Origin of the sequence: Stenotrophomonas geniculata, from assembly GCF_034508895.1 — a bacterium.
Taxonomy (GTDB): Bacteria; Pseudomonadota; Gammaproteobacteria; order Xanthomonadales; family Xanthomonadaceae; genus Stenotrophomonas; species Stenotrophomonas geniculata.
This window is the reverse complement of sequence record NZ_CP140571.1, coordinates 517,696-542,441: the sequence shown is the minus strand read 5'-3', so window position 1 is coordinate 542,441 and position 24,746 is coordinate 517,696. Positions and strand designations below refer to the sequence as shown.

General features: G+C 66.5%; 21 protein-coding genes. 9 read left to right on the top strand and 12 right to left on the bottom strand.

Annotation, left to right across the window (positions count from 1 at the left end; genetic code table 11):
* Nucleotides 1-3: 3 nt before the first annotated feature.
* From RI032_RS02625 to RI032_RS02615, 3 genes are read right to left on the bottom strand one after another with little or no spacing between them, the layout of a single operon-like run.
* On the bottom strand, nucleotides 4-951 hold the full coding sequence (locus tag RI032_RS02625; protein WP_322547806.1) for a DMT family transporter: 948 nt from the start codon (nucleotides 949-951) through the stop codon (nucleotides 4-6).
* A 34-nt stretch (nucleotides 952-985) separates the two neighbouring features.
* Nucleotides 986-1,804: a DUF72 domain-containing protein gene (locus RI032_RS02620; protein ID WP_312250716.1), complete on the bottom strand. Its 819-nt coding sequence runs from the start codon at nucleotides 1,802-1,804 to the stop codon at nucleotides 986-988.
* Entirely contained in the window at nucleotides 1,801-2,244 is a 444-nt protein-coding gene (locus RI032_RS02615) for a VOC family protein (protein WP_019337612.1), read from the bottom strand. Before RI032_RS02615 ends, RI032_RS02620 begins: the two co-directional genes overlap by 4 nt.
* Before the next feature lie 110 nt (nucleotides 2,245-2,354).
* Between RI032_RS02615 and RI032_RS02610 the strand changes: the two genes are divergently transcribed.
* From RI032_RS02610 to agp, 3 genes are all read left to right on the top strand, one after another.
* A complete protein-coding gene (locus RI032_RS02610; protein WP_057503243.1) occupies nucleotides 2,355-3,914 on the top strand; it encodes a serine hydrolase in 1,560 nt (519 codons plus the stop codon).
* 172 nt (nucleotides 3,915-4,086) lie between these two features.
* Nucleotides 4,087-5,919 (top strand): multidrug efflux ABC transporter SmrA, encoded by a 1,833-nt coding sequence (smrA, locus tag RI032_RS02605; RefSeq protein WP_109814390.1) that lies wholly within the window; start codon nucleotides 4,087-4,089, stop codon nucleotides 5,917-5,919.
* Nucleotides 5,916-7,121 (top strand): bifunctional glucose-1-phosphatase/inositol phosphatase, encoded by a 1,206-nt coding sequence (gene agp / locus RI032_RS02600; protein WP_322547805.1) that lies wholly within the window; start codon nucleotides 5,916-5,918, stop codon nucleotides 7,119-7,121. Before smrA ends, agp begins: the two co-directional genes overlap by 4 nt.
* Nucleotides 7,122-7,595: 474 nt before the next feature.
* On the opposite strand, the gene RI032_RS02595 is transcribed toward agp, so the two are convergent.
* Nucleotides 7,596-9,404 (bottom strand): DUF885 domain-containing protein, encoded by a 1,809-nt coding sequence (locus RI032_RS02595; protein WP_049455662.1) that lies wholly within the window; start codon nucleotides 9,402-9,404, stop codon nucleotides 7,596-7,598.
* Nucleotides 9,405-9,516: 112 nt separating this feature from the next.
* On the opposite strand from RI032_RS02595, the gene RI032_RS02590 reads away from it, so the two are divergent.
* Entirely contained in the window at nucleotides 9,517-9,873 is a 357-nt protein-coding gene (locus RI032_RS02590; protein WP_134958808.1) for a GFA family protein, read from the top strand.
* 32 nt (nucleotides 9,874-9,905) lie between these two features.
* A complete protein-coding gene (locus tag RI032_RS02585; RefSeq protein ID WP_181299185.1) occupies nucleotides 9,906-10,685 on the top strand; it encodes a DUF4349 domain-containing protein in 780 nt (259 codons plus the stop codon).
* 31 nt (nucleotides 10,686-10,716) lie between these two features.
* Here RI032_RS02585 and RI032_RS02580 read toward each other — a convergent pair whose 3' ends face one another.
* Together RI032_RS02580 and RI032_RS02575 are read right to left on the bottom strand one after the other, a co-directional pair.
* Entirely contained in the window at nucleotides 10,717-11,010 is a 294-nt protein-coding gene (locus tag RI032_RS02580; protein ID WP_005415831.1) for a hypothetical protein, read from the bottom strand.
* 68 nt (nucleotides 11,011-11,078) lie between these two features.
* Nucleotides 11,079-12,023, bottom strand: a complete 945-nt coding sequence (locus RI032_RS02575; RefSeq protein WP_010486365.1) for a LysR substrate-binding domain-containing protein — start codon at nucleotides 12,021-12,023, stop codon at nucleotides 11,079-11,081.
* A gap of 115 nt (nucleotides 12,024-12,138) precedes the next feature.
* Between RI032_RS02575 and RI032_RS02570 the strand changes: the two genes are divergently transcribed.
* Nucleotides 12,139-13,011 carry a DMT family transporter gene (locus RI032_RS02570; protein ID WP_043396501.1) on the top strand — a complete coding sequence of 291 codons (873 nt, stop codon included), beginning with the start codon at nucleotides 12,139-12,141 and terminating at the stop codon, nucleotides 13,009-13,011.
* A gap of 597 nt (nucleotides 13,012-13,608) precedes the next feature.
* Here RI032_RS02570 and RI032_RS02565 read toward each other — a convergent pair.
* A complete protein-coding gene (locus RI032_RS02565) occupies nucleotides 13,609-14,511 on the bottom strand; it encodes a peptidylprolyl isomerase (protein ID WP_134958809.1) in 903 nt (300 codons plus the stop codon).
* 136 nt (nucleotides 14,512-14,647) lie between these two features.
* On the opposite strand from RI032_RS02565, the gene RI032_RS02560 reads away from it, so the two are divergent.
* Nucleotides 14,648-15,013, top strand: a complete 366-nt coding sequence (locus RI032_RS02560; RefSeq protein WP_043396488.1) for a PadR family transcriptional regulator — start codon at nucleotides 14,648-14,650, stop codon at nucleotides 15,011-15,013.
* Nucleotides 15,010-15,999, top strand: coding sequence for a sensor domain-containing protein (locus RI032_RS02555; RefSeq protein WP_197657207.1), 990 nt, complete (start codon nucleotides 15,010-15,012; stop codon nucleotides 15,997-15,999). Before RI032_RS02560 ends, RI032_RS02555 begins: the two co-directional genes overlap by 4 nt.
* 109 nt (nucleotides 16,000-16,108) lie before the next feature.
* Here RI032_RS02555 and RI032_RS02550 read toward each other — a convergent pair whose 3' ends face one another.
* Nucleotides 16,109-17,416 (bottom strand): polyhydroxyalkanoate depolymerase, encoded by a 1,308-nt coding sequence (locus RI032_RS02550; protein ID WP_322547804.1) that lies wholly within the window; start codon nucleotides 17,414-17,416, stop codon nucleotides 16,109-16,111.
* Nucleotides 17,417-17,509: 93 nt separating this feature from the next.
* Nucleotides 17,510-18,100, bottom strand: a complete 591-nt coding sequence (locus RI032_RS02545; protein WP_071305495.1) for a class I SAM-dependent DNA methyltransferase — start codon at nucleotides 18,098-18,100, stop codon at nucleotides 17,510-17,512.
* Nucleotides 18,101-18,249: 149 nt separating this feature from the next.
* On the opposite strand from RI032_RS02545, the gene RI032_RS02540 reads away from it, so the two are divergent.
* Nucleotides 18,250-18,705, top strand: a complete 456-nt coding sequence (locus RI032_RS02540) for a CopD family protein (RefSeq protein WP_019337631.1) — start codon at nucleotides 18,250-18,252, stop codon at nucleotides 18,703-18,705.
* 313 nt (nucleotides 18,706-19,018) lie between these two features.
* On the opposite strand, the gene RI032_RS02535 is transcribed toward RI032_RS02540, so the two are convergent.
* From RI032_RS02535 to dnaE, 3 genes are all read right to left on the bottom strand, one after another.
* Complete coding sequence (locus RI032_RS02535; protein ID WP_010486352.1) at nucleotides 19,019-19,978, bottom strand: acetyl-CoA carboxylase carboxyltransferase subunit alpha; 960 nt, start codon at nucleotides 19,976-19,978, stop codon at nucleotides 19,019-19,021.
* 113 nt (nucleotides 19,979-20,091) lie between these two features.
* Nucleotides 20,092-20,961 carry a hypothetical protein gene (locus tag RI032_RS02530; protein WP_164192339.1) on the bottom strand — a complete coding sequence of 290 codons (870 nt, stop codon included), beginning with the start codon at nucleotides 20,959-20,961 and terminating at the stop codon, nucleotides 20,092-20,094.
* Between the two features lie 64 nt (nucleotides 20,962-21,025).
* A complete protein-coding gene (gene dnaE / locus RI032_RS02525; RefSeq protein WP_049455668.1) occupies nucleotides 21,026-24,616 on the bottom strand; it encodes a DNA polymerase III subunit alpha in 3,591 nt (1,196 codons plus the stop codon).
* Nucleotides 24,617-24,746: the final 130 nt, after the last annotated feature.

Below are 24,746 nucleotides of genomic sequence, written 5' to 3'. Positions count from 1 at the left end.
CGCTCAATCGGCGATGTTGCGTGCCTCGGCCGTGCCAAGGATTTCCGGATGCTGCACCGGCTTGCGGCGGTTCAGCAGCGGATGCAGGAACACCGCGCCGACGATGATCGCCACGCCCAGGTAGAACCACGGGGTGACCTCGTGCTGCTCGCGCAGCAGCACCACCGCCAGCACCACCGCATAGACCGGTTCCAGGTTCGTCACCAGCTGCACCGTGTAGGCGCTCAGGTGGCGCAGCGCGACCAGGGCCAGGGCGAACGGCAGCAGCGTGCAGAACCCCGCCAGTACCAGCAGCAGGATGCCGTCGTGCAGGTCCGGAACCACCCACAGCGGGCTGGCCAACTCCGGCAGCAGGTAGGGCATCAGCGGTGCCAGCAGGGTCAGGGTGAGGGTGCCCGCGCCCAGCTCCAGTGCGGTGACAGTCAGGGGATCGGCGTGGCTGACCATGCGCTTGTTGAGCGAGCCGAACACTGCCACCAGCAGCGCCGAGATCGCGCCGATCAACACACCGAGGCGCATGCCATCGGGCACGCCGCCGACCACCAGTGCAACACCCGGCAGCACCGCCAGGCCGAACGCCAGTTCACGCAGCTGGAACGGCCGCTTGGCCACCCATGGCTCGATGATCGAGGTGAACACCGGCGCCAGCGCGATGCAGGTGGCGGCCACCGAGGCATTGGCCAGCTTCACCGCACCGTAGAACGTCAGCCAGTGCAGGGCGACCAGCGCGCCGATGCCGGCGTAGCCGGCCACCAGCCGCAGGGGCAGGGTACGCAGCCCGCGCCACACCCGTGGCAGCAGGGCCAGCATCGCCGTCACCAGCAGCATGCGCCACCATACCAGCGGCAGTGCGGGCAGGGTGATCAGTTTGCCGAGGATGGCGGTGATGCCCCACAGCAGGACACAGAAATGGATCTGCCACAGCGCTTTGCGGGTGTCGGGTCTGCTCATCCGCCTATTGTGAGGCAAGCCGATGACCGCAGCGCTATCCGCGTGAGGGATTGCTGGAAGTGTCCACCCGCCGCTGCAGGGCCATCGCCGCCGCCGGGTTGCGCGCCTTGCCCGCGCCGATGCACAGCAGGTAGACCTCGCGCGGGCTTTCAGGGGCGGGCCCTGCCAGGCAGGGCAGGTCGTCCACCGGCTCGCCGCGCGACCAGCGCCTGGCCCGTTCGGCCCAGCGCTGCTGCATGGGCGCCAGCAGGCCCTCCTTCAAGCGGGCCTGGCTGCGCTTGATCCGCGCATAGACGAAGCCGGCACTGACATCGCCATGCAATGGCGCCTCGTCACTGTCTTCGATCACCAGCGCCACGCCGTGGCGACGCGCGGCGTCGACCAGTGCCGGGCCATGTGTCTCGGCGTTGCGGACCTCGAGCGCATGCTGCAGCGTCACCCCGTCCAATTGCTTCGGCAGCTGCGCCATCAGGGCACCCAATGCATCGGCGTCGGCCGGATGGCGCGGATCGAACTGCCACAGCAACGGGCCAAGCCGGTCACCGAGCGCGAGTGCTGCCTGCAGGAACGGTGTGGCTGCTTCCACGGTGCTGGACAAGTCGCGGCGCTGCACCAGGTAGCGTGGTGCCTTCATCGCAAAGCGGAAGCCTTCCGGCGTCTGCGCGGCCCACTGCGCGCACTGTGCTGCGGTGGGCGTGCGGTAGAAGGTGCCGTTGATTTCAATGCAGCGCAGGGCACGGCTGGCATGAGCCAGTTCTTCACGCTGCGGCAGGCCCACGGGGTAGAAAACGCCGCCGCGCCATTCGGGAAACACCCAGCCGCCGATGCCGCAGCGGATCGCTGCGGCGGTCACTGGTCGTGGTCCGCGCGCCACGGATCGTAGCTGCCGAACCACCACAGGTAGCCTTCCGGATCGGCGCAGGCATAGCCACGGCCGCCGTAGTCCTGGTCGGCGATGTCGATGACGATGCGGGCGCCTGCGGCCTTGGCCCGGGCGTAATGGGCGTCGGCATCGGTGACGATCACGCAGGCACTCTGGGTCTGGCGGCCGCCCACCTCGTCCGGCATCGCGGCATGCTGGCTCCAGGCGCTTTCCCTGTCGGCCGAGCCGAGCATGATCATGCCACTGCCGAAGGTCAGCTGCGCATGGAACACCGTATCGCCATCGGCGTAGACAGCCTGGGCATGGAAGCCGAAGGCGCGCTGCAGCCAGTCGATGGCGGCCTGCGCGTCGCGATAGCGCAGGCACGGAATGATGGTGGAGCCGTTGCTCGGTTGGCCGTTCCCGCCCATGACACCCCTCCTATGGCACAGGGCAGGGTGCGCCGCAGAACGTTACCATCCCGCGAAACCCCGGTGACGGCCTGCACATGGCCGCCACCCCTGTTCGGAGATCGTGCTGGATGAAACCCTGGATTGGAGGAGCCGTGCTGCTGGCGTGCACGACCATGGCGAGTGCTGCCACCCCGGCGCAGCTGCAGGACCTGGATGCGACCGTCGAGCGCGTGCGCGCGCAGTTCGACGTGCCCGGCATTGCCGTGGCGGTGGTCAAGGATGGCGAGGTGGTGCTGGAGCGCGGCTGGGGCGTGCGCGAGCAGGGCAAGCCGGAACCGGTGCAGGCCGATACGCTGTTCGCCATTGCTTCCAACACCAAGGCGTTCACCGCCACCTCGCTGAACCTGTTGGCCGAGGACGGCAAGCTGAAGATGGACGACAAGGTGATCGACCACCTGCCGTCGTTCCGCATGTCCGACCCGTTCGTGACCGGGCAGATGACGATCCGTGACCTGCTGTCCCACCGCAGTGGCCTGAGCCTGGGCGCTGGTGACCTGCTGTTCTGGCCGACCACGTCCTACAGCAATGCCGAAGTGGTGGAGCGGTTGGGCAGAGTGCCGCTGAAGGGCGGTTTCCGCGAAAGCTATGCCTACGACAACATCCTGTACGCGGTCGCCCAGCAGGTGATCGAGCATGTCTCTGGCATGAGTTACCAGCAGTTCCTGCAGACCCGCATCTTCGACAAGGTGGGCATGGCCGGCACGCGCTACAACGCCGATCACCTGAAGCCCGGCGACAAGGCCGCGGTCGGCCACGCCAAGTACGATTTCAAGGACCTGCGCACCGTTGCGCCGCTGACCTGGTCGAACAACGCCGGCGCCGGTGGCATCTATTCCAGCGCGCATGACATGGCGCGCTGGATGAAGGTGCAGCTGGCCGAAGGCAAACTGGCCGATGGCACGCCGCTGTTCAGTGAAAAGAGCCAGCAGCAGATGTGGCGGATGATCACCCCGCAGTCGATCCCGGCGCCGAGCGTGCCGGAGCTGGCACCGGCGCGAGCCAATTTCGCCGGCTATGGCGAAGGCTGGAGCCTGAGCGATTACCGTGGGCAGAAGCTGGTCTGGCACACCGGTGGCTGGCCGGGCATGGTCTCGCGGCTGACCCTGGTGCCGGGCGAGAAGCTGGGCGTGGTGGTGCTGACCAACCAGGAAGTGGGCGCGGCGTTCAATGCGATCACCCTGAGCGTGCTCGATGCCTATCTGGGCGGCGGGAAGCACGACTGGGTGGACGCCTATGCCAAGGCCGTGGCCAAGGGCCAAGACAAGGCCGACGAAGCCTGGGCCAAGCACCAGAGCGCGCGCGACAAGGGCAGCAAGCCGTCGCTGGCACTGGCCGGCTACACCGGCACCTTCCGTGACCGCTGGTATGGCGACATGCAGATCAGTGCCGAGGGCAAGGGTCTGCGCCTGCGCTTCATGAAGACCGCGCAGCTGAGCGGGCGCCTGGAGCACTGGCAGCACGACACCTTCATCGTGCGCTGGGACGACCGTTCGCTCAACGCCGACGCGTTCGTGAACTTCAGCCTGGACCCGGACGGCAAGGTACGCGAGGTGCGCATGCAGTCGATCTCCGACCTGACCGATTTCAGCTTCGATTTCCAGGACCTGCTGTTCACCCCGGCAACGTAACCCGATGCGGCCCACATGATCGGTAGCGCCGGGCCATGCCCGGCGAGCGCGCAGCGCGGTTGCAGGGGGAATCGCCGGGCATGGCCCGGCGCTACCAGAACCGGGGCATCATCGGCTGGCGTACACATCCGGCGTGGGATACTTCGCCGCTTGCAAGAGGCGAGGGAATGCAATGTTCCGTTGGTTTGAATCCCTGATTCCGGTGTTCCCGCCCGTGGACGGGCGCATGCCGCCGCGCAAGGTGCTGCCGTTCTACCTGCACTACCTGCGCCCGGTGTGGCCAGTGCTGCTGGCGACCCTGATCGCCGGCCTGCTGCTGGCGCTGGTGGAAGTGGCGATGTTCGATTACCTGGGCCGCATCGTCGACATGGTCGCCGAGCAGCCGGGTGCCGGCTTCTTCAAGCGCCACGCCAATGAACTGGGCTGGATGCTGTTCATCACGGTCATCGCGCGGCCGATCCTGGTCGGCCTGCACAACCTGCTGGTGAACCAGGCGATCGTGCCCGGCCTGAGCAACCGCTCGCGCTGGCTGATGCACAACTACGTGGTGCGGCAGAGCCTGAGCTTCTTCCAGAACGACTTCGCCGGCAGCGTCGCCAACCGGGTGATGCAGACCGGTACCTCGCTGCGCGAGTCGGCGGTGCAGATGGTCGACTCGCTCTGGTACATCGTGGTCTATACCGGCACAGCGCTGTACCTGTTCGCGCAGGCCGACTGGCGGCTGATGGTGCCGCTGATCCTGTGGCTGCTGGCCTACGTGGTGATCATGGTCTACTTCGTGCCGCGCGCGAAGGAGCGGGCCTGGATCGCCTCGGAAGCACGTTCGAAGGCAATGGGCCGCATCGTCGATGGCTACACCAACATTCCCACGCTGAAACTGTTCGCCCATGGCGGGCGCGAGCAGGCCTACGTGGCCGAGTCGATCCAGGAGCTGGCAGTCAAGCACCGCGCGCAGACCCGGGTGACCACCGGCATGGACCTGACCATCGCCATCGTCAACGGTTTCCTGATCGCCGGTACCTGTGGGCTGGCGCTGTGGCTGTGGAATGGCGGCCACATCACCGTCGGTGCGATCACCCTGGCGACCGGCCTGGTGATCCGCATCCACAACATGTCCGGCTGGATCATGTGGACCATCAACGGCATCTTCGAGGACATCGGCACGGTGCAGGACGGCATCACCACCATCGCCCAGCCGCTGACCGTGCAGGACCGCGAGGATGCGGTGCCGCTGCAGGTGACCCGAGGCGGCGTGCATTTCCAGGACATCCATTTCCATTACGGTAAAAAGGGCGGTGTGATTGCCGGCCTGGACCTGGTGGTGAAGCCGGGCGAGAAGATCGGCCTGGTCGGTCCGTCCGGCGCCGGCAAGTCGACCCTGGTCAACGTACTGCTGCGCCTGTACGACCTGGAAAGCGGCCGCATCCTGATCGACGATCAGGACATTGCCTACGTTACGCAGGAAAGCCTGCGCCAGCAGATCGGCGTGGTCACCCAGGACACCTCGCTGCTGCACCGCTCGATCCGCGACAACCTGCTGTACGGCCGCCCGGATGCGACTGATGAGCAGCTGCGTGCAGCCGTAGCCAAGGCACGTGCCGAAGCCTTCATCGATACGCTGGTGGACGGGCAGGGGCGTCGTGGCTACGACGCGCATGTGGGCGAGCGTGGCGTGAAGCTGTCCGGTGGCCAGCGCCAGCGCATCGCCATTGCCCGCGTGCTGCTGAAGGATGCACCGATCCTGGTGCTGGACGAAGCGACTTCGGCGCTGGATTCGGAAGTGGAAGCAGCGATCCAGGACAGCCTGGACCAGTTGATGGGAGGCAAGACGGTGATCGCCATCGCGCACCGGCTGTCGACCATCGCGCGCATGGACCGGCTGGTGGTGATGGACCAGGGCCGCATCGTCGAGACCGGCACCCATGCCGAGCTGATTGCTGCCGGTGGCCTGTATGCGCGCTTGTGGGCGCGGCAGACCGGTGGCTTTGTGGCTGCCGATCAGTGATCGTTCTGCTGCTGGCCCTCAGCCTGGCAACCACGGCCGCAGCCACCGCACCGGCACCCGTGGAAGGCGACCAGCTTGAGCAGGTCATCCTGCTCAGCCGCCACAACCTGCGCGCGCCGGTGGTGGCGTCGGGCGCGCTGGCCAATGCCACTCCGGAGCGCTGGCCAGGCTGGGACGTGGGCGCAGGCGAGCTCACTACCAAAGGCGGCGTGCTGGAGGTCTACATGGGCCGTTACATGGGCCAGTGGCTGCGTCAGGCGCAGCTGTTGCCGGCTTCGGGTTGCCCGCAGCTGGCTGACTTCCACGCCCATGCCAACAGCCTTCAGCGCACCCAGGCCACCGCGCAGTTCTTCGTTGCCGGTGCCTTCCCGGGCTGTCATGTCGCAGTCGAGCAGCGCATGGCGCTGGGCACGATGGATCCGTTGTTCAATCCGGTGATCCACAACAGAGACACGGTCTTCCGCGAGCGCGCACTGTCGGCAATGCAGCGAGCGCTGGCCGCATCGGAACTGGCACCGGCACTGTCCGTGGTGGAGCAGATCACCCGCTACCCGCAGTCGGCGGCCTGTGCGGGGCACAGCGAGTGCCATCTGATGCTGGCCGACACGATCTTCAATGCGGAACCGGGCAAGGAACCACGCGCGTCCGGTTCGCTGGCCTTGGCCAGCGGGTTGGTCGATGCCTTGTTGATGGAGCACTACCAGGGCAGTGGCATCCCCCGCGAAGGCTGGGGCCGGTTGACCACCGAGGCGCAATGGCAGGCGCTGGCGCAGATCCGCAACCGCTACCAGGACATCCTGTTCGGAACGCCCGAGGTGGCGCGCGATGTGGCCGCTCCGCTGCTGGCAAGAGTGAATGCGTTGTTCGAGGACCCGGCATCGCCAAAGGTGAGCCTGCTGGTCGGCCACGATTCCAACATCGGTTCGGTGCTGGTGGCGTTGGGAGTCACGGACTACAGCCTGCCGGGGCAGTACGAGAAGACGCCGATCGGCGGCCTGCTGCAGTTCGAGCGCTGGCGTGATCGTGGGGCCGGTGAAGTGCGTTACCGGTTGGTGTATGTCTATCCCACGCGCGAGCAGCTACGTGGTGCGATCCCGTTGACCGACGCACAGCCGCCGGGCCGGGTGGAGCTGGTGCTGCCGGGCTGCGCGCAGTCGGGTTGCAGTGAAGCGCAGTTCAACAACCTGTTGCATTCACCTTGAATCCGGGATGGATGGCGGCGTCGCAGTGTGATGAGACGGAAGCTGCTTCGCGCCCCTTATGCTCGGATTCAGGTAGTCTCCAGCAATCAACCAAGCGATCCCGGTGAATCATGAACATCACGGACTTTCTTGTAATGGACGGCGATGGAGATGAAATATGGGCCGACCCCCATGGCAGCAACATTGCCTTTACGTGTTTTGATTGTGGATATCCGGTGGTGGCTGATGCCTCGGAGAACCAACGTGGGAGCGATGAGGATTGTCCCGCTGCCTGCCGCGGGTGTGGTGTGGAGTACTTCCTCGATTTGAGACTGGACTCGAGGAAGCTGTATATCCACATCGTCTGATTGAGTGGCGGCAGAAGCGGTGCGAACCAAGGTTCGCACCCACCAGGATGGCAGTTCGCAACCGCCAGAACAGAAAACGGCCCGGGTTTTTCCCCGGGCCGTTATCATTCAGCTCACACCGGCGCGATCACTCGATCGGCTGGTCCAGCATCAGCTGGCGGGCGAAACGCACCGGCGGCGCGCCGTAGGACAGCATCTGGTCGTGGTAGGCCTTGAGGTTGAACTTGTCGCCCAGCTTGTCCTGCATCGCCTTGCGGGTGTCGAAGTGTTCCTGCGCACCGACAAAGTAGGTCGGTAGCTGCGCCGAGGTCAGCTGTGCACGCACCCACTTGCCCGCTGCCTCGCTCTCCTGCTGGAACGCATCGTGGGTCATCAGGTGCATCGCCTTCTCGCGATCCCAGTTGTCCACGTGCACGCCCTGGTCGAGGATCGCGTTGGAGATCGTGCGCAGGTAGAACTTCAGCTGCACCAGGTGGAACAGCGGGTCGTTGTTGAGGTAGCCCTGCTCCTGCATCATGCGCTCGGTGTAGACCGCCCAGCCCTCGGCGAACAGGCCTGAACGCAGTACCGCACGCAGGGTGGAGGGGAACTTGGCCGAATGCCAGCCTTCCAGGTAATGGCCCGGGGTGCCTTCGTGGATGCTCAGCAGGTGGATCATGCGCGAGTTGTACTCACGCAGGAACGAGTCGACCTGCTTGTCGTTCCAGTCGTCCGGAATCGGCGACACGGCGTAGAAGGTCTTCAGATTCTTGTCCAGCGGGCCCGGTGAATCGCAGTAGGCCACGGCCACGCCGCGCTGGAATTCCGGCATCAGGATGATGTCCACCGGCGCATCGGGCAGCGTCATCAGGTCGTGCTCGCGCACGAACGCGGTGGACTGCTCCAGTGCGGCCTTGGCATCGTCGACCACCTTGTCGCGTGCCGGCTTGTCGGCGTAGGCCAGTTCCAGCGCGGCCTCGATCGCCTTCTGCTGCTGCTCGTCGGTCGGCTGCGCCGGCATTTCCGGCGCACCCGGCTTGTCCTTCAGCACGGTCTGCGCGATGCCGTACATATCTTCGCGCACGCGCTTGAGTTCGGCACGTGCACGCTCACCGATCTCCTGGCGCGACAGCGACGAGCTCAGCGCGAACTTCAGCTTCTGGTCGTACTTTTCCGCACCGATGCGGAAATCGCCCTTTGCGTTCGGCACCAGGGTCTTGTCCAGCCAGGTCTGCTGCTCGTCCACCGCCTTCTTCAGGCCGTCGATGGCCGCCTGCAGTCGCTGCTGGTCGGCCTGCGGCAGTTCACCGATGTGCGGCGTGATGAAGGTATCGACGATGCTGAGGATGCCCTTGTTCTGCTTGGCCACGGTCTCGGCATGGATCTTCGGCACGCGGGCCGGATCCAGGTTCTCGCGGGCCTGGGCGAAGATCGCCGGCAGCTTTTCCATGCGCGCGGTGGCCGACTTCAGGCGCTCCGGCAGCGGCGCGAACTCGCGGGCCATCAGGCCGTAGATCGCGCTGCCGGCGATGCCGTTGTACAGCTGCGGGTCCCACTTGCCGGACTGCAGCACTTCGGCGTTCCAGATTTCCGACTGCAGCTGGTTGCGCAGGATCGCCGCGTCCACCTGGTTCTCGCGGCCCAGCTTGGCTACCTCGATCTTGTCCAGTTCGCCCAGCAGCGCCTTGTATGCCGCCACGGTCTTCTGCTGGCCGGCGGCGCTCAGGTCGTCCAGTTCGCTGTCGTAGCGGTGGTCGCCGATCTGGGTGGCGCTGACCGGCGACAGCTGCATCCAGGTGTCAAGGGCGCGCTTGGACAGATCGGCGAAGGCGGCATCGACCGCCGCGTCACCGGCCTGCTGGCTGGTGGACGGGGTGGAAGCGTTGGTCGGGGCGTCGGCCGGCTGGCAACCGGCGAGGGCGGCGACCAGGGCGAGGGCAAGAAGATGCGGGCGCATCGGCGTTCCTGTACAGGGTCAAACCCCGAGCATAGGGCCCCGGGGCTGCTTTGTCCCCGTGCCATAGGATTACCATGGGCGCAGACACGGACCCTCCAGCGGAGCGCAGGACATGGAATACCAGGGAAGCTGCCATTGCGGCAGGATCGCATTCACCGTACAGGCCGAGGCGCCGATCAGCGACGTCATCGACTGCAACTGCTCGATGTGCCGCCGCCGCGGCAGCCTGCTGTGGTTTGCCCCGCGCGAGGCGTTCCAGCTGACCACCGATCCGGCGGACGTGGCCACCTATCATTTCAACAAGGCCCACATCGACCATCACCATTGCCGTGAGTGCGGTGTCGCGCCCTACAGCGAAGCGGTCGACCCGCGCACCGGCACGCCGATGGTGGCGGTGAACGTGCGCTGCGTGCCGCAGGTGGATCTGGCCGGTCTTTCGGTGACTTCCTATGACGGAGCTGCACTGTGAGGCCGGTGCGCGCGTGGACGCGCGTGGCGGCGATGCCGGTGCTGCTGCTTGCATTGGCAGCCTGCGCCAAACACGGCGATGCAGCGGCCGATGCGGGCGCCAGTGCCGCCGAAGCTGCCGTCGCTTCACCGGAAGGCGCATTCCTCGCCTACGAACACGACGTGCAGGTGCAGCTGGAAGCGGCGCAGATCGCACCCCGCATCCAGCAGGTGGCGCAGGCCTGCCAGAGCGCGAAGTTCGGCGATTGTGCGGTGCTGCAGGTCGACCAGCGCAGTGGCGAGCAGCCCAGCGGCGAGGTCAAGGTACGCATCGCGCCGAAGGGCACTGAGCCCTTGATCGCGTTGGCCGGTGAGGGGGGCACGCTGCAGTCGCGCAACACGCGCGCCGAGGACCTCGCGCAGGAAGTAGCGGACACCGCGCTGACCAAGTCCCGGCTGGAGAAGGAACACGCGCGGCTGCTGTCCTACCAGGACCGCAAGGACCTGAAGATTGAAGACCTGATGGCGATCACCACGCGCCTGTCCGAGATCGAAGCGGGTGTCGAGCAGGCCAACAAGGATGCCGCGCAGCAGCGCCGGCGCATCGATACGCAGCTGGTGACGATCCATTTCGACACCACCTCGGGCCAACGCAGCCGCAGCGAAATCGGTGAGGCGCTGAGCGAGTCGGGCAGCATCCTCAGCACCAGCGTGGCGTTCCTGATCCGCGCGGTTGCCGCGCTGCTGCCGGTGGCGGTGCTGGCCTTGATCGCGGCCTGGGGTGTGCGGGCGTGGTGGCGTCGCCGTCGTCGCAAGCTACCCCCCAACCTCTGAGGTGAAGGCTGATGCCGGTAGCCTGCCGGCATCAGCCCTCGTCGGTCTCGTACTCGACGAACACATCCAGTTCCAGGGCCAGCTCCTGCACCGCATCGCGCACCTTCTGCGCGGTGCTTTCATTGCCGACTTCCACTTCCAGCTCGTGGATGCCCGGGCCGATGTCATCGGACAGCCCGGCCGAACTGGAATCGTCGTCGTCCATGTGCGGCATCAGGTCGTCGGTTTCCTCGACATGTTCGATGCCGTCCAGGCCGAGCAGCAGGTCGCTGATGGCGCGGGCGTCGTCTTCGGTTCCGGTGATGCGCAGTCGCAGCATGGCCATGGCATAGGTACGTTGTGGGTTCGCCAGCAGCCTAGCCAGCGTGAAGCAAAGAGCGGGTGAGGGCGCAGTCAGGCGCGTGTGGCCGGGCGCCCGAGCAGGCTGTCCGGCAATGCCGGAATGGGCGTGCGTTCGTCCTGCGCCTGCTCCAGCAACCAGTCGATGAACAGGCGCGCGGTGGGGCTGGGTGGTTGTCCTTCGGCATGCACCACGTGATACGCATAGCGCGCCTTGAGCGCCGGGCCGGGCAGGCGCACCACCTCGTAGCGCTGCAGGTAGGGTTGAGCGATGTGGGTGCGCGCCAGCACCGCACCCATGCCGTATACCGCTGCACGCATCGCATCGGTGCTGTCGGCGAAGGTGTGCATCGGCGGCAGCGGCGACGGTGGGCGCACGCCGGCGTGACGGAACCAGTCGCGCCAACCCTGCGGTGACAGGTCGGTCAGCAGTGGCAGCTCGGCGATGCGGGCCGGATCGTCCAGCGTTTCGACCCCGGCCAGCGCGGGTGAGGCCACCGGGAACAGGTAGTCGTCCATCAGATGCTGCGCACGCAGGCCCGGCCATTGGCCCAGGCCGTAGCGGATGCCGACCTCGGGCCCATTGTCGTCGTAGCGATCCAGGCCGCTGCCGGTGTGCAGCTCGATGCGGATGTGCGGATAGGCCTGGGTGAAGCGTGGCAGTCGAGGCAGCAGCCAGCAGTAGGAAAGCGAGCGCAGCGTGGTGATCCGCAGCGGCACGCTGTCGGCATCCGGCTGCAGATGATGGGCGACCGCCGCGACATCCGTGAAGGCGGCGCTGGCGGCGTCGGCCAACTGCCGGCCCTCCGCGGTCAGGCGCACGCCGCGGGCATGGCGCAGGAACAGCCGGGTCTCCAGTACCTCTTCCAGGCGCCGCACATGGTGGCTGACCGCGCTGGCCGTCAGGTGCAGTTCCTGCGCGGCCTGGGCGAAGTTCTGATGGCGCGCCGCGACCGCGAAGACGGCCAGTGCGGGGAGCAGGGAAGGGCGTAGCTGCATGGCGAGCCTCAAACCATATTTGTGGCTGGCAGCGATACTACGCGCTTGTGCGGCGGGCGTCTGCACCCGATCCTGTCTGCCTTGGCGAGAAACAGACGATGGACGGAGGCAGGGTATGAATGCGGTCCCACAGGCGGTCGAGCGCGACTGGCGCACACCGCTGGAATTGACCCTGCTGGGCGCCATCTGGGGCTGCTCGTTCCTGTTCATGCGGGTGGCGGTGCCGTCGTTCGGCCCGTTCGCGCTGGTCGAGGTGCGGCTGGTGCTGGGCGCGCTGGTGCTGCTGCCGTTCCTGTGGCGCGCCCGCGCGCAGTTCCCGCCGCGTCGTTGGCTGTGGCTGGCACCGATCGGCCTGATCAATTCGGCGCTGCCGTTCGTGCTGTTCGCCTATGCTGCCGAGCAGGCGCCGGCGGCGATCGGCGCGATCTGCAATGCGATGACCGTGCTGTTCGCCGCGCTGATCGCCTTCCTGTTCTTCGGCGAGAAGATAGGCATGCGCCGCGCCGGCGCCTTGCTGGTTGGTTTCGCCGGCGTGGTGGTGCTGGCCACCGCCAAGGTGTCCGGCCTGAGTATTGGTACCGCAGTGATCGCCGGCGCTGCGGCGTCGTTGCTGTACGGGCTGGGCGTGAACCTGGTGAAGCGGCACATGACCGGCCTGCCATCGGCTGCGGCGGCGGCAGCCACGCTGTCGTGTGCCTCGCTGTGGATGCTGCCGATGGCGGTGACGCACTGGCCACAGGCCGCCATTCCGCTGAAGGCCTGGGGGGCAGCGATCGCCTTGGGCGTGGCCTGCACCGGCCTGGCATTCCTGATGTTCTATCGCCTGATTGGCCGCATCGGCCCGTCACGCGCGTCGACGGTGACGTACCTGATTCCGCTGTTCGGCGCGGCGTTTGCGTGGTTGTTCCTGGGCGAGGCGGTGACGGTGCAGATGCTGATTGCCGGTGCGTTGATTCTGGGTAGTGTGGCGGTGAGTCAGAAGGGCTGAGGCGTTGGCGTTTTGCGCGTGGCGCGTGCTGAAGGTGCTTCATTGTTCATGGGCGTCACTTTTCTTCTCGCGCGAAAAGAAAAGTAACCAAAAGAAACGCGCCGCCAGGTCGCGAGCCGCCGTGCTTCGCACGTCGGTCCCCTGCGCTTCTCGGTGAATCAGGGGACGGTGCCGAACTCGCTGCGCTCAGACATCGGCACCTCTTCGCCCCTGATTCCCCTGCGATGCTCGGCTCACTCAAGGCGGACCCAAGGTCAAGAGCCACAGCTGCACGACGATGCTTGGTAGTGCCGGGCCGGGCCCGGCGAGCGAAGCGAGCGCTTCTGCCTTTGATCTTGGATCCGCCTTGAGCGAGCCGAGCACCGCAGGTCCGGCGAGGGCGAAGAGGCGCCACGCACTTTTGTAGAGCCGAGCCATGCTCGGCTGCTCTCCGCGCCGTCCCTCGACGGGCCGAGGAGCGCAGGGTACCGGCGCGCAGCGCCGGCTCGCGACCGGCGGAACGTTTCTTTTGGTTACTTTTCTTTGCGTACAAAGAAAAGTAACGCCCATGAACAGTGACGTACCTTCAGCACTCGCAACGCGCAGCAAGCCAGGCTCCTACCGCACCGGCACCGGAATATTGCAGAGATCGATATGCCCCGCCGGGCGCTTGTAGAAATCATCCACGCGATTGCGTCGCGCCTCTACCGTATCGGCGAAGGTCTTCGAATCGGTGCGCAGCACCTGGATCGGCGTGCGCTCGGCCACCGGCACGTCGCTGGCACGGCGGATCGACACGATCGGCGTACGCAGCTTCGGGTCGGTGTAGAAGCCCATCGGCGCCGGGCCGCGCGGCGTCGCGCTGAGCAGTTCCATGCCCTTCAGCACGCGGCCGACCAGGGTGATGTTGCGGTCCAGCTGGCGCGGTGACTGGCCGGTCACCACATAGAGTTCGGCGCCGATGCTGCTGTCTTCCTCGTTGCTGCGGCCGGCACCGAGCATCCCGTAGCAGTGCGCCAGCCAGGCCTTGCCGGCCTGCGGATCCTGGCCGACCGGGAAGCCGTCGACGAAACCGGTCTGCGCGGCCCAGCCATCGCGGTCCGGCAGCACGCTGACCTTCAGGCCGGCGCTGGCGCGCTCGAACTCGGCCGGCAGCTTGCGCGCGGCACTGCCGAACGGCTTGGCCTTGGCTGCGTCATCGGCGTCGGCATCGCCGAACTGCACCACGAAGTTGTCCTGCGAGCGGTAGATGCTGGTGCCGTCCCAGAAGTGCTCATGCGCGAAGGTCTGGATGTTGGCCACGTGCCGCGGGGCGAACTGCGGCGCCAGCTCGATGATCACCCGCCCGGCGGGCAGGTCCATGTACACCAGGTTGGCCGGGTCCGGCGTGCGCCAGTCGCTGGCCGCCGAGGCATCGAGGATCTGCTGCGGGCTACGGTACGGGGCGGCAGCGCTGGCCAGCGAGGGCAGCAGGCAGGCCAGGGCGAGGGCGGTCAGTGCAAGGCGACGGCGGTGCGGCATGGGAACCCCGGAACATGAACGAGGGTTCGATTCTGCGTGAGCCGCGCAGCCGCGCCAACCGGCACGATGACTAACGACACATTCGCTATACCGAACTTCGCACTACTGTGGACTTCAACGTAGTGGAGGGCAGGTCATGGTCGAAGACGATGTCCACCTGAAGAAGTTCCAGAAGGAGCTCAGCGCCGGAACGGTGTCGCTGGCCCTGCTGGCGGTGCTGGCCCGGGCCGGGGAGCCGCTGTACGGCTACCTCATTGCCAAGGAGCTGGAGCGGGTGGGCGAGGGCGTGCTGAGCGGCAAGCAGAGCGCGCTGTACCCGGTGCTGCGCAACCTGGAGGGCGCCGGGCTGCTGGAAAGCCATGTGGAGCCATCCAGCAGTGGTCCGCCCCGGCGCTACTACCGCATCAATGAACGTGGCCGCGGCGTGCTGGCGCAGTGGCGCCAGGCCTGGCAGGCCACCCGTGATTCCGTCGATTCCGTGTTGGAGGGGGTACCGCAATGAACGACCCGAGCCTGGCAGGCCGCGCCCTGCCGACCACCATCCCGCAGTATCTGGCGCAGCTGCGCGCGGCGCTGGAAGGTGCCGATCCGGCGATGGTGCAGGACGCGTTGTACGACGCCGAGGAATACCTGCGCTCGGAGCTGGCGGCGCAGCCCGGCCGCAGCGAGGCCGAGGTCATCGCCGACGTGGCCGGCAGCTACGGTGCGCCGGACGAAGTGGCCGACATCTACCGCGAGACCGAAGTGACAGTGAACCGCGCGCTGCGCACGCCGCGTGCGGATACCGCGCCGGTGCTGCGTGCGGCGGCGGAAGCCAGTGGCGTCGAGCCGGCCTCACCGCCGCCGGCACCGGTGCAGCGTTCGCTGCTGGCGCGCTTCTTCGGCGTGGTGACCGATCCGCACACCTACGGTGCGCTGTTCTACATGCTGCTGTCGCTGGCCACCGGCATCTTCTTCTTCACCTGGGTGGTGACCGGCCTGTCATTGTCGCTGGGCCTGCTGATCCTGATCATCGGTATTCCGCTGACCGTGCTGTTCTTCGGCTCGGTGCGCGGGCTGGCGCTGCTGGAAGGACGGCTGGTGGAAGCGCTGCTGGGAGAACGCATGCCGCGCCGTCCGCGCTACACCGACCGCAGCCGCACGTGGCTGCAGCGCATCGGCGACATGTTCACCGATGGCCGTACCTGGCTGACCCTGCTGTACTTCGTGCTGATGCTGCCGTTGGGCGTGGTCTACTTCACCATCGCGGTGACGCTGCTGTCGCTGTCACTGGGGTTCATCTGGGCGCCGGTGGCCGCGCTGTTCAGCGGTGACATTCCAGGTGTCTACGTCGATGGCGTGAACGTGCTGCCGATGGCCGCCTCGCCGCTGGTGGGCATCGTGATCGCAGCCGTGGGCGTGCTGCTGCTGCTGTTGACGATGCACTTGGCACGGGGCATCGGCAAGCTGCACGGGCTGATTGCCAAGAACCTGCTGGTGCGGTTGTAACGGGCCAGGGGTCGGATCCCTGTTCGCAGAACAGGGCTCTGACCCCGGATCCCATCATGCTGGTCAGAGCCCTTTCCGTTGGAAAGGGATCCGACCCCACGGCGGCGAGTTACCCCGCCTTTCGCCGCAGCGGGGTGACGTTGCTCTTCTTCTTCGCGGCCTTCTCCGCCGGTGCTTCGGCATGGGCGGCGAAGAAGTCACGCACCTTCGGGTACACCACCTCGCGCCAGCGACGACCGCTGAAAATGCCGTAGTGGCCGGCACCTTCGACGATGAAATGCTCACGGCGGTCCGCAGTGATGCCGGTGCACAGCGCCTGCGCGGCTTCGGTCTGGCCGAGACCGGCGATATCGTCCAGCTCGCCTTCGATGCTCAGCAGCGCGGTATCACGGATCGCTGACGGATCGACCTTCTCGCCGTTGACCACCCACTCGCCACGCGGCAGCAGGAAGTCCTGGAACACCACGGAAATCGTATCCAGGTAGTACTTGGCCGGCATGTCCAGCACGGCGTTGTACTCGTCGTAGAAACGACGGTGCGCGTCGGCGTCTTCCAGGTCGCCCTTGACCAGGTCGGTGTAGAAATCCCAGTGCGAACTGAAGTGGCGGCTGGGGTTCATCGACAGGAAGCCGGCGTGCTGCAGGAAGCCAGGATACACGCGGCGGCCGGCGCCGGGATAGCTGGCCGGCACGGTGTGGATGACGTTGTTCTCGAACCACGACAGCGGGTTCTGCGTGGCCAGGTTGTTCACCGCGGTCGGGCTGCAGCGCGCATCGATCGGGCCGCCCATCATCACCAGCGTGCGCGGCGTCGGCTCGCCACGGCTGGCCATCAGTGAAACCGCGGCCAGCACCGGCACTGTGGGCTGGCACACGCTGACCACGTGCAGGCGCTCGACACCAAGGTGGCGGATGAACTCCTGGATATAGGCGATGTAGTCGTCCAGGCCGAACTCGCCTTCGCTGGACGGCACCATGCGCGCGTCGACCCAGTCGGTGACGTACACGCGGTGGTCGCGCAGCAGCGTGCGCACGGTGTCGCGCAGCAGGGTGGCGTGGTGGCCGGACAACGGCGCAACGACCAGCACGAATGGCTGGTTGAGCATGGTATGCAGCTGGTCGGCTTCATTGCTGTGGCGCTTGAAGCGCAGCAGTTTGCAGAACGGCTTGCTCACTTCCTCGTGCACCACGATCGGCACGCGCTCGCCGTCGACCTCGATTTCGTTGATGCCCCATTCGGGCTTCTCGTAATCCTTGCCGATGCGATGGAAGAGTTCATTGACCGCCGCCAGGCGATCGGCGCCCGGCATCTGCGACCACCAGTGACCCTGGTTGGCGAAGAATCTGGCGTTGGCCTGGGCCTGATGCACCCAGGGGGCGAGCAGGTTGCGGGTCAGTTCGTGCAGTTGATAGAGCATGACGACCGAATATGTATGGTCATATGTTGCCGCGCAGCATATCCCATCCCGGTGTCCCGCAGGTTAAGTCGGCTGAAAATAATGAATCCGGATTCACATCCGTTCCAGCGCGGCCGCATCGCCTGCCAGGGCGGGGCCGAGCCAGCAGTGCGACCCAACCGGCAGCAGGCCGTGCCGGGCCAGCGTGCGGCGGTACCAGCGCGCCGGGCGGGCCTGGAAGCCCTCGTGGTCGCCTTCGAACGCGTCCTCGGCGGCGAAGGTCTCCAGGAAGGCCACGCCGCCGGTCAGCTCGGCCACGCCGGCCAGGCCGGCGCGCAGCTCGCGGTCGGGCACATAGTGCATCACGTCCGAACACACCAGCAGGTCGACCGGGGCGCAGGGCCGCAGCCAGGCGAAGTCGCCGAAGGCGGCCAGGTTCAGGTTGCGGGTGCGGCCGTAGCGGCGCACAGCGTACTCGCTGCTGTCGAAGCCCAGGTATTCGACCTTCGGACGGAGCTTCAACAGCGGTGCGCGCCAGGCGCCTTCGCCGCAGCCGATGTCCAGCACGCTGCGGATCGGTCGTTCCAGGTAGTACTCGGCGCTGGCCACGGCCAGGGCGACCTTGCGCGCCAGGCGGGCGCTGCCACCGATGTCGGCACGGCGGTACCAGCGTTGGAAGTAGGCGGCGTCGTAGGTCTTGTCCATGGGGCGGTGCGCGATCGGGGAAAACGGCGCCTATCGTACGGTGTTGCGGCGCGCCATGCGTCGATGTGTCGCGGCGGCGGTGCGTGGGGCGCGGTGGTCACCGCGTGCGAGAATGGCCGCCCATCTACGCCAGCCGCTGGAGCGAGCGCATGCAGAGCTACTACTGGGTGAAGACCTTCCACATCGTGTTCGTGGTGGCGTGGATGGCCACGGTGTTCTACCTGCCGCGCATCCTGGTGAACCTGGCCGAGACCGCAGGCCAGCAGGCCGTGACCGAGCGCCTGCAGCTGATGGGCCTGCGCCTGTACCGCTTCGGCCACTCGATGTTCGGGCTGGCGTTCCTGCTCGGCCTGGTGCTGTGGCTGGGCTACAAGGTGATCCCCGATTTCCCGACCATGGTCGCGCCCGGTGGCGCCGGTTGGCTGCATGCCAAGCTGGGGCTGGTGGTGGTGCTGCTGGTGTACTTCAGCTGGATCGGCCGCCTGTTGAAGGGCGTGGCCAAGGGCAGGGCGTTGCCGTCGTCGCGCGCGCTGCGCTGGATCAACGAGATCCCGCTGCTGGCCTTCATTCCGATCGTGTGGCTGGTGCTGGCCAAGCCGTTCTGACAGTCTGTTATCCGTAGAGCCATGCTTGGCTCTACGGGTTCGCGTGATTCTTCGCCAAAGCAGAGGCATCCACGCATGGCGTGGATCTACTGGGTGCAGCTGTGGCTTTTGATGTTCAGGTCCGCCGTGAGCGAGCCGAGCATCGCAGGTGAAACAGGGGCGAAGAGGCGCCGATGTCTGAGCGCAGCGAGTTCGGCGCCGCCCCCTGATTCACCGAGAAGCGCAGGGAACCGGTGCATAGCACCGGCTCGCGTTCGGCGGCGTGTTCTTTGGTTACTTTCTTGCACGAGCAAGAAAGTAACAAGCCGATGAATCAGGCCGCTTCGTACGTGCCGTAGCTGCGCAGGCGGGTGTAGCGCTGTTCCAGCAGCTGTTCGGTGGACAGCTTGTCCAGTTCGTTCAGTTCGTTCAGCAGCACGGCCTTCAGGCGCTTGGCCATCTGGGTCGGGTTGCGGTGGGCGCCGCCGGTGGGCTCGCGCACGACCTTGTCGACCAGGCCCAGGCTCTTCAGGCGCGGCGCGGTCAGGCCCAGCTGCTCGGCGGCTTCCTTGGCCTTGCCGGCGTCCTTCCACAGGATCGAGGCGCAGCCTTCCGGCGTGATGGTCGAGTACACCGCGTATTCCAGCATCACGGTGCGGTCGCCCACGCCCAGCGCCAGCGCGCCGCCGGAGCCGCCTTCACCGATCACGGTGCAGATGATCGGCACCTTCAGTTCGGCCATCTCGATCAGGTTGCGTGCGATCGCTTCGGACTGGCCGCGCGATTCGGCGTCGATGCCCGGCCAGGCGCCGGCGGTGTCGATCAGGGTCAGCACCGGCAGGCCGAAGCGCTCGGCCATCTTCATCAGGCGCAGGGCCTTGCGGTAGCCCTCCGGCTTGGGCATGCCGAAGTTGCGCTTGATCTTTTCCTTGGTGTCGCGGCCCTTCTGGTGGCCGATCACCATCACGGAACGGCCATTGATGCGGGCCAGGCCGCCCATGATGGCCTTGTCGTCGGCGAAGGCGCGGTCACCGGCCAGCTCCTGGAACTCATCGAACATGACGCGGATGTAGTCGGCGGTATACGGGCGCGACGGGTGGCGGGCCAGCTGCAGCACCTGCCACGAGGTCAGGTTGCGGAAGATCTGCGCGGTGCGCATGCGCAGCTTGTCCTGCAGCGCGTGCACTTCCGCCTCGACATTGACCGCCGGCCCGGCACTGGCGTTGCGCAGTTCCTGGATCTTGGCTTCCAGGTCGGCGATGGGTTGCTCGAAGTCGAGGTAGTTCGGATTCATCGGAAGCCGTCGTGTAAAGAAGAGGGGAATTCTAGCCGAATGCGTGCAAACCACCCGTACGCCTTCGTCTGGAAGGCGACGGTAGCGCAGCCGGGCAGGGCGCGCCAGTCAGCTCAGGGCACCACCAGCGCGCTGCGGCCCATCAGCTGGCTGCGCTGGGAAACGAAGTCGTTGTAGGCCTCGTTGGCTCCCCGGCCCAAGCCGCTGCCCAGGGTGGCGGTGGCCGAGGTGAAGGCCATCTGCGCGTCGAAGTCCTGCTTGCGCAGGGCCTTCTGTTCATCGGCGGTGGTGGCCTTCAGCCAGCGCGCATAGACCTCGCGCAGCGGCGCGGCGTGCGCCTCGAAGGCGGGGGCCAGCGCCGGCAGGCTGGCCGGGGCCGGTTCCAGGCTGAATGCCGGGGCCACGTAGCCGGCCGGCTGTTCGCGCTTGAATGCACCGGGTTCGCCCATGCCTTCCTCGACGTAGGCGATGAAATCCGGGGCCGTGAATACCTTGGCCACGATCTGGCCGCCGCTGGAATCGACGTGGGCCACCACCTTTTCCTTCGGGAAGGGCTCGCGCACGCCGTAGGTCCAGGTCTTGTCGATGAACAGTTCGTGGTGCTTCTCGAACGGACCTTCGAAGTCGACGCCGCCCAGCTCGATGCCGGCCTTGCCGGTGCCGAAGTTCTTCAGCTTGCTCTCGTCGGTGACGTAGATCTCGCGGGCGACCACGTACTCGCTCAGGGTCGGGTTGATCAGTCCGCCGCGGCCATCGACGTAGACGATGAAGCGCACGTCGCCCAGTTTGTCGGTGTGCAGGCGGTGCTCACCGACGGCGAGCGAGATCGGGCGCGAACCCTGTGCGGCCACCGGCAGGTCCTTGCCATCGATGCTCAGCGCCAGCGGCGTGTCGGTCGGGTTGTCGATCTGGAACTCGATCTTCGACGGCGAGCAGGCGGCCAGGGCCAGAGCGGCGGCAAACGGGAACAGCAGGGTCTTCATCGGCAATCGTCCTTGATACTTGGAACGGGGAAACAGGGGGGACAGGAAAACCAGGGAGCCAGCCTCAGCTGGCCCACGGTGGGCTGTAGCGCACTTTCAGCGTGCGCACGGCCGGGTCGGCGCGCAGCGCCTCCATCAGCTTGGAATCAATGCGTACCGCGCTTTGCCCGGACACATCAAGCATGCCCGCGATGCCACCCTGCGGACCCTTCAGCAGCAGGTCCAGGCGCAGTGGCGTGCGCCCCGGGCGATGGCGGTCGAGCAGGGCATCGATGCGCTCCCAGACCGGGCGCTGCTGGCGCAGGTCCAGGCGCAGCGACAACCGCGTGGCGTAGTTGGCGCAGACCTCGTCGAAGTCCCAGCACTGGCGGATGCGCAGCGCGTAGCCGCCGTTGAACTCGTCCTCGCGCAGGCCGCCCTTGACCACCAGGATGCGGTCCTTGGTCATCAGGTGCCCGAACTCGGCCATGGCGTCGGAGAACGCGCTGCACTCGACGCGCCCGCGCCCATCTTCCAGCTGGATGAAGATCTGGCTCTCGCCCTTGCGACGCACACCGACCACCTGGCCGGCCAGCACGGTCTGTACTTCCGGGCGCCAGCGCTTCTCGCCGCCACCACCGCCACCGCTGTTGGCGCTCCAGATCTTCTCCACCGAACCCAGGTCGTTGCCTACCAGATCGCGCACATCGTCGCGCCAGGGATCGAACGGGTGGCCGCTGAGGTAGAAACCGAGCGTGTCGCGCTCGCCGTTGAGGCGCTGAAGCAGCGGCCATTCTTCGGCTTCGGGCAGGTCCAGCTGGATCGACACGGTGCTCGGGTCGGGCCCGCCAAACAGCGAGTTCTGCCCGGACGCACGCTCGCGCGCCATCTGATCAGTGGCCTTGATCACTTCCGGCAGCTGCAGCATCAGCGAGGCGCGGTTGCGGCCGAGCTCGTCCAGGGCACCACAGTTGATCATCGCTTCCAGCGTGCGCCGGTTGAGCTTGGCCGAGCCGACGCGGGTGCAGAAGTCGAGCAGGTCCTTGAACGGGCCGCCCTTCAGCCGCTCCTCGACCACCGCCTCGCAGGCACCCTGGCCGACGCCCTTGATCGCACCGAGGCCGTACTGGATGGTGTCCGGGGTGACCGCTTCGAACATGAAGGCCGATTGGTTCACCTTGGGCGGCAGCACGGTCAGGCCAAGGTTGCGCACCTCGTCGAGGAAGCCGACCACTTTGTCAGTGTTGTCCAGGTCGGACGACAGCGTGGCCGCCATGAACTCGGCCGGGTAATGGCGCTTCAGCCACGCGGTCTGGTAGCTGACCAGCGCGTAGGCGGCGGCGTGCGACTTGTTGAAGCCGTAGCCGGCGAACTTCTCCATCAGGTCGAAGATCGCATCGGCCTTGGCTTCGTCCACGCCGTCCTTGGCCGCACCTTCGCGGAAGATCTCGCGGTGCTTGGCCATTTCCGCCGGCACCTTCTTGCCCATCGCGCGTCGCAGCAGGTCAGCGCCGCCCAGCGAGTAGCCGCCGACGATCTGCGCCATCTGCATCACCTGCTCCTGGTACACCATGATGCCGTAGGTGTCCTTCAGAATCGCTTCGGTGCGCGGATCGGGATAGATGATCTCTTCCTGGCCGTGCTTGCGCGCGTTGAAGGAGGGAATCAGGTCCATCGGGCCGGGGCGATACAGCGACACCAGCGCGATCAGGTCTTCGAAACGGTCGGGGCGCGCGTCCTTCAGCAGACGGCGCATGCCCGAGGATTCGAACTGGAACACCGCGCCGGTGTTGCCGTTGGCGAAGATGTCCTTGTAGGTGGGCGTGTCGTCCAGCGGGATCGCGGCGATGTCCACCGGCGGAATGCCGGCGCGCTCGTGGCGCTTGTTGATCGCCTTCACCGCCCAGTCGATGATGGTCAGCGTGCGCAGGCCGAGGAAGTCGAACTTCACCAGGCCCACTTCTTCCACGTCGTTCTTGTCGAACTGGGTGACCGGGTTCTTGCCCAGCCCGTTCTCGTCGTGTTCGGCATACAGCGGGCAGAACTCGCTCAGCGGCTCGGGCCCGATCACCACGCCACCGGCATGCTTGCCGGCGTTGCGGGTCAGGTCTTCCAGCTGCAGCGCCAGGTCGATCAGGTCGCGGACATCGTCCTCGGTCTCGTAGCGCTGGATCAGTTCCGGCGAGGCCATTTCCGAGCTGGGGCCTTCCTTGCCCTTGCCCAGTGCATCCTTCAGGTGGATGCCCAGGATGTTCGGGATCAGCTTGGAAACGCCGTCGACCAGGCCGTACGGGAAGCCGAGCACGCGACCGGAGTCGCGCACCACCGCCTTGGCGGCCATGGTGCCGTAGGTGATGATCTGGCTGACGCGCTCGCGCCCGTACTTGCGTGCGACGTAGTCGATCACCTCGTCGCGGCGGTCCATGCAGAAGTCGATGTCGAAGTCGGGCATCGACACGCGTTCCGGGTTCAGGAAGCGCTCGAACAGCAGGTTGTACGGCAACGGGTCCAGATCGGTGATCTTCAGCGCCCACGCCACCAGCGAACCGGCACCGGAACCACGGCCCGGGCCGATCGGGATGCCCTGGTTCTTGCCCCACTGGATGAAGTCGGCCACGATCAGGAAGTAGCCCGGGAAGCCCATCTTGATGATGGTGTTGAGCTCGAACTCCAGGCGCTCGAAATACTCTTCGCGGGTCTTGCCTGGCGCCAGCGGATTCTTCTCCAGGCGCTCTTCCAGGCCGTCGCGCGACATCTTCTGGATCCAGGTGTCCAGGGTCTCGTCGTCGGGCACCGGGTAGTTGGGCAGGAAGTAGGTGCCCAGCCGCATCTCGATGTTGCAGCGCTCGGCCAGCGCCAGCGTGTTGTCGATCGCATCGGGGATGTCGGCGAACAGCGCGCACATCTCCTCGGCCGACTTCAGGTACTGCTGGTCGCTGTACTCGCGCGGGCGCTTGGGATCGTCCAGCACGCGGCCGGTGGAAATGCACACGCGCGCTTCGTGCGCGCTGAAATCGGTGGGCGACAGGAAGCGCACATCATTGCTGGCCACCACCGGCAGGCCACGCTGGCCGGCCGCCATCAGCGCGAACTGGTTGAAGGTTTCCTCGCCCTCGCGGCCGGTACGGGTAAGTTCCAGGTGCAGGCCGTCGCCGAACACGCGCTGCCAGTCGGCCAGCTGCTGCTCGGCCAGCTCATGCTTGCCGTCCAGCGCCAGGCGCCCGGCCAGGCTCTGCCGGCCGGCCAGCGCGAACAGGTTGGCGTTGCCGGCCTTCAGCCAGTCCGGATGGATGGCCACACCGCCTTCCGGGCGATGGCCTTCCATCCAGGCGCGGGTCAGCAGCCGCGACAGGCTCAGGTAGCCCTCGCGATCGCGGCACAGCAGGGTCATTCGCCACGGGTCCTGGCCTTCCTCGGCGATCAGCACGTCGGCACCGGCGATCGGCTTGATGCCCACGCCTTCGGCGGCCTTGTAGAACTTGACCAGCGCGAACAGGTTGTTGAGGTCGGTCACTGCCAGCGCGGGCAGGCCGAGCTCGACCGAGCGCGACAGCAGGTTGGCCTGCTTGGCCTTCTTCGGGTCCGCCTGGTCCGGTTTGGCCGGCACACGGATGGTGGAGTCCGCCAGCGAGAACTCGGTGTGGACGTGGAGATGTACGAAGCGGGAGTTGGACATGCCGGACCAGGTTGGAGCGCGCGGGCCCCGGGTGCTGACGGGGGAATCGTCGCCGGGGTCGGGAAGCGCTGGAGTGCCCGGTCAGGGTAACGAGGGCGGAGAGGCGCGACAAGCTCTTGACAGGCCCCGG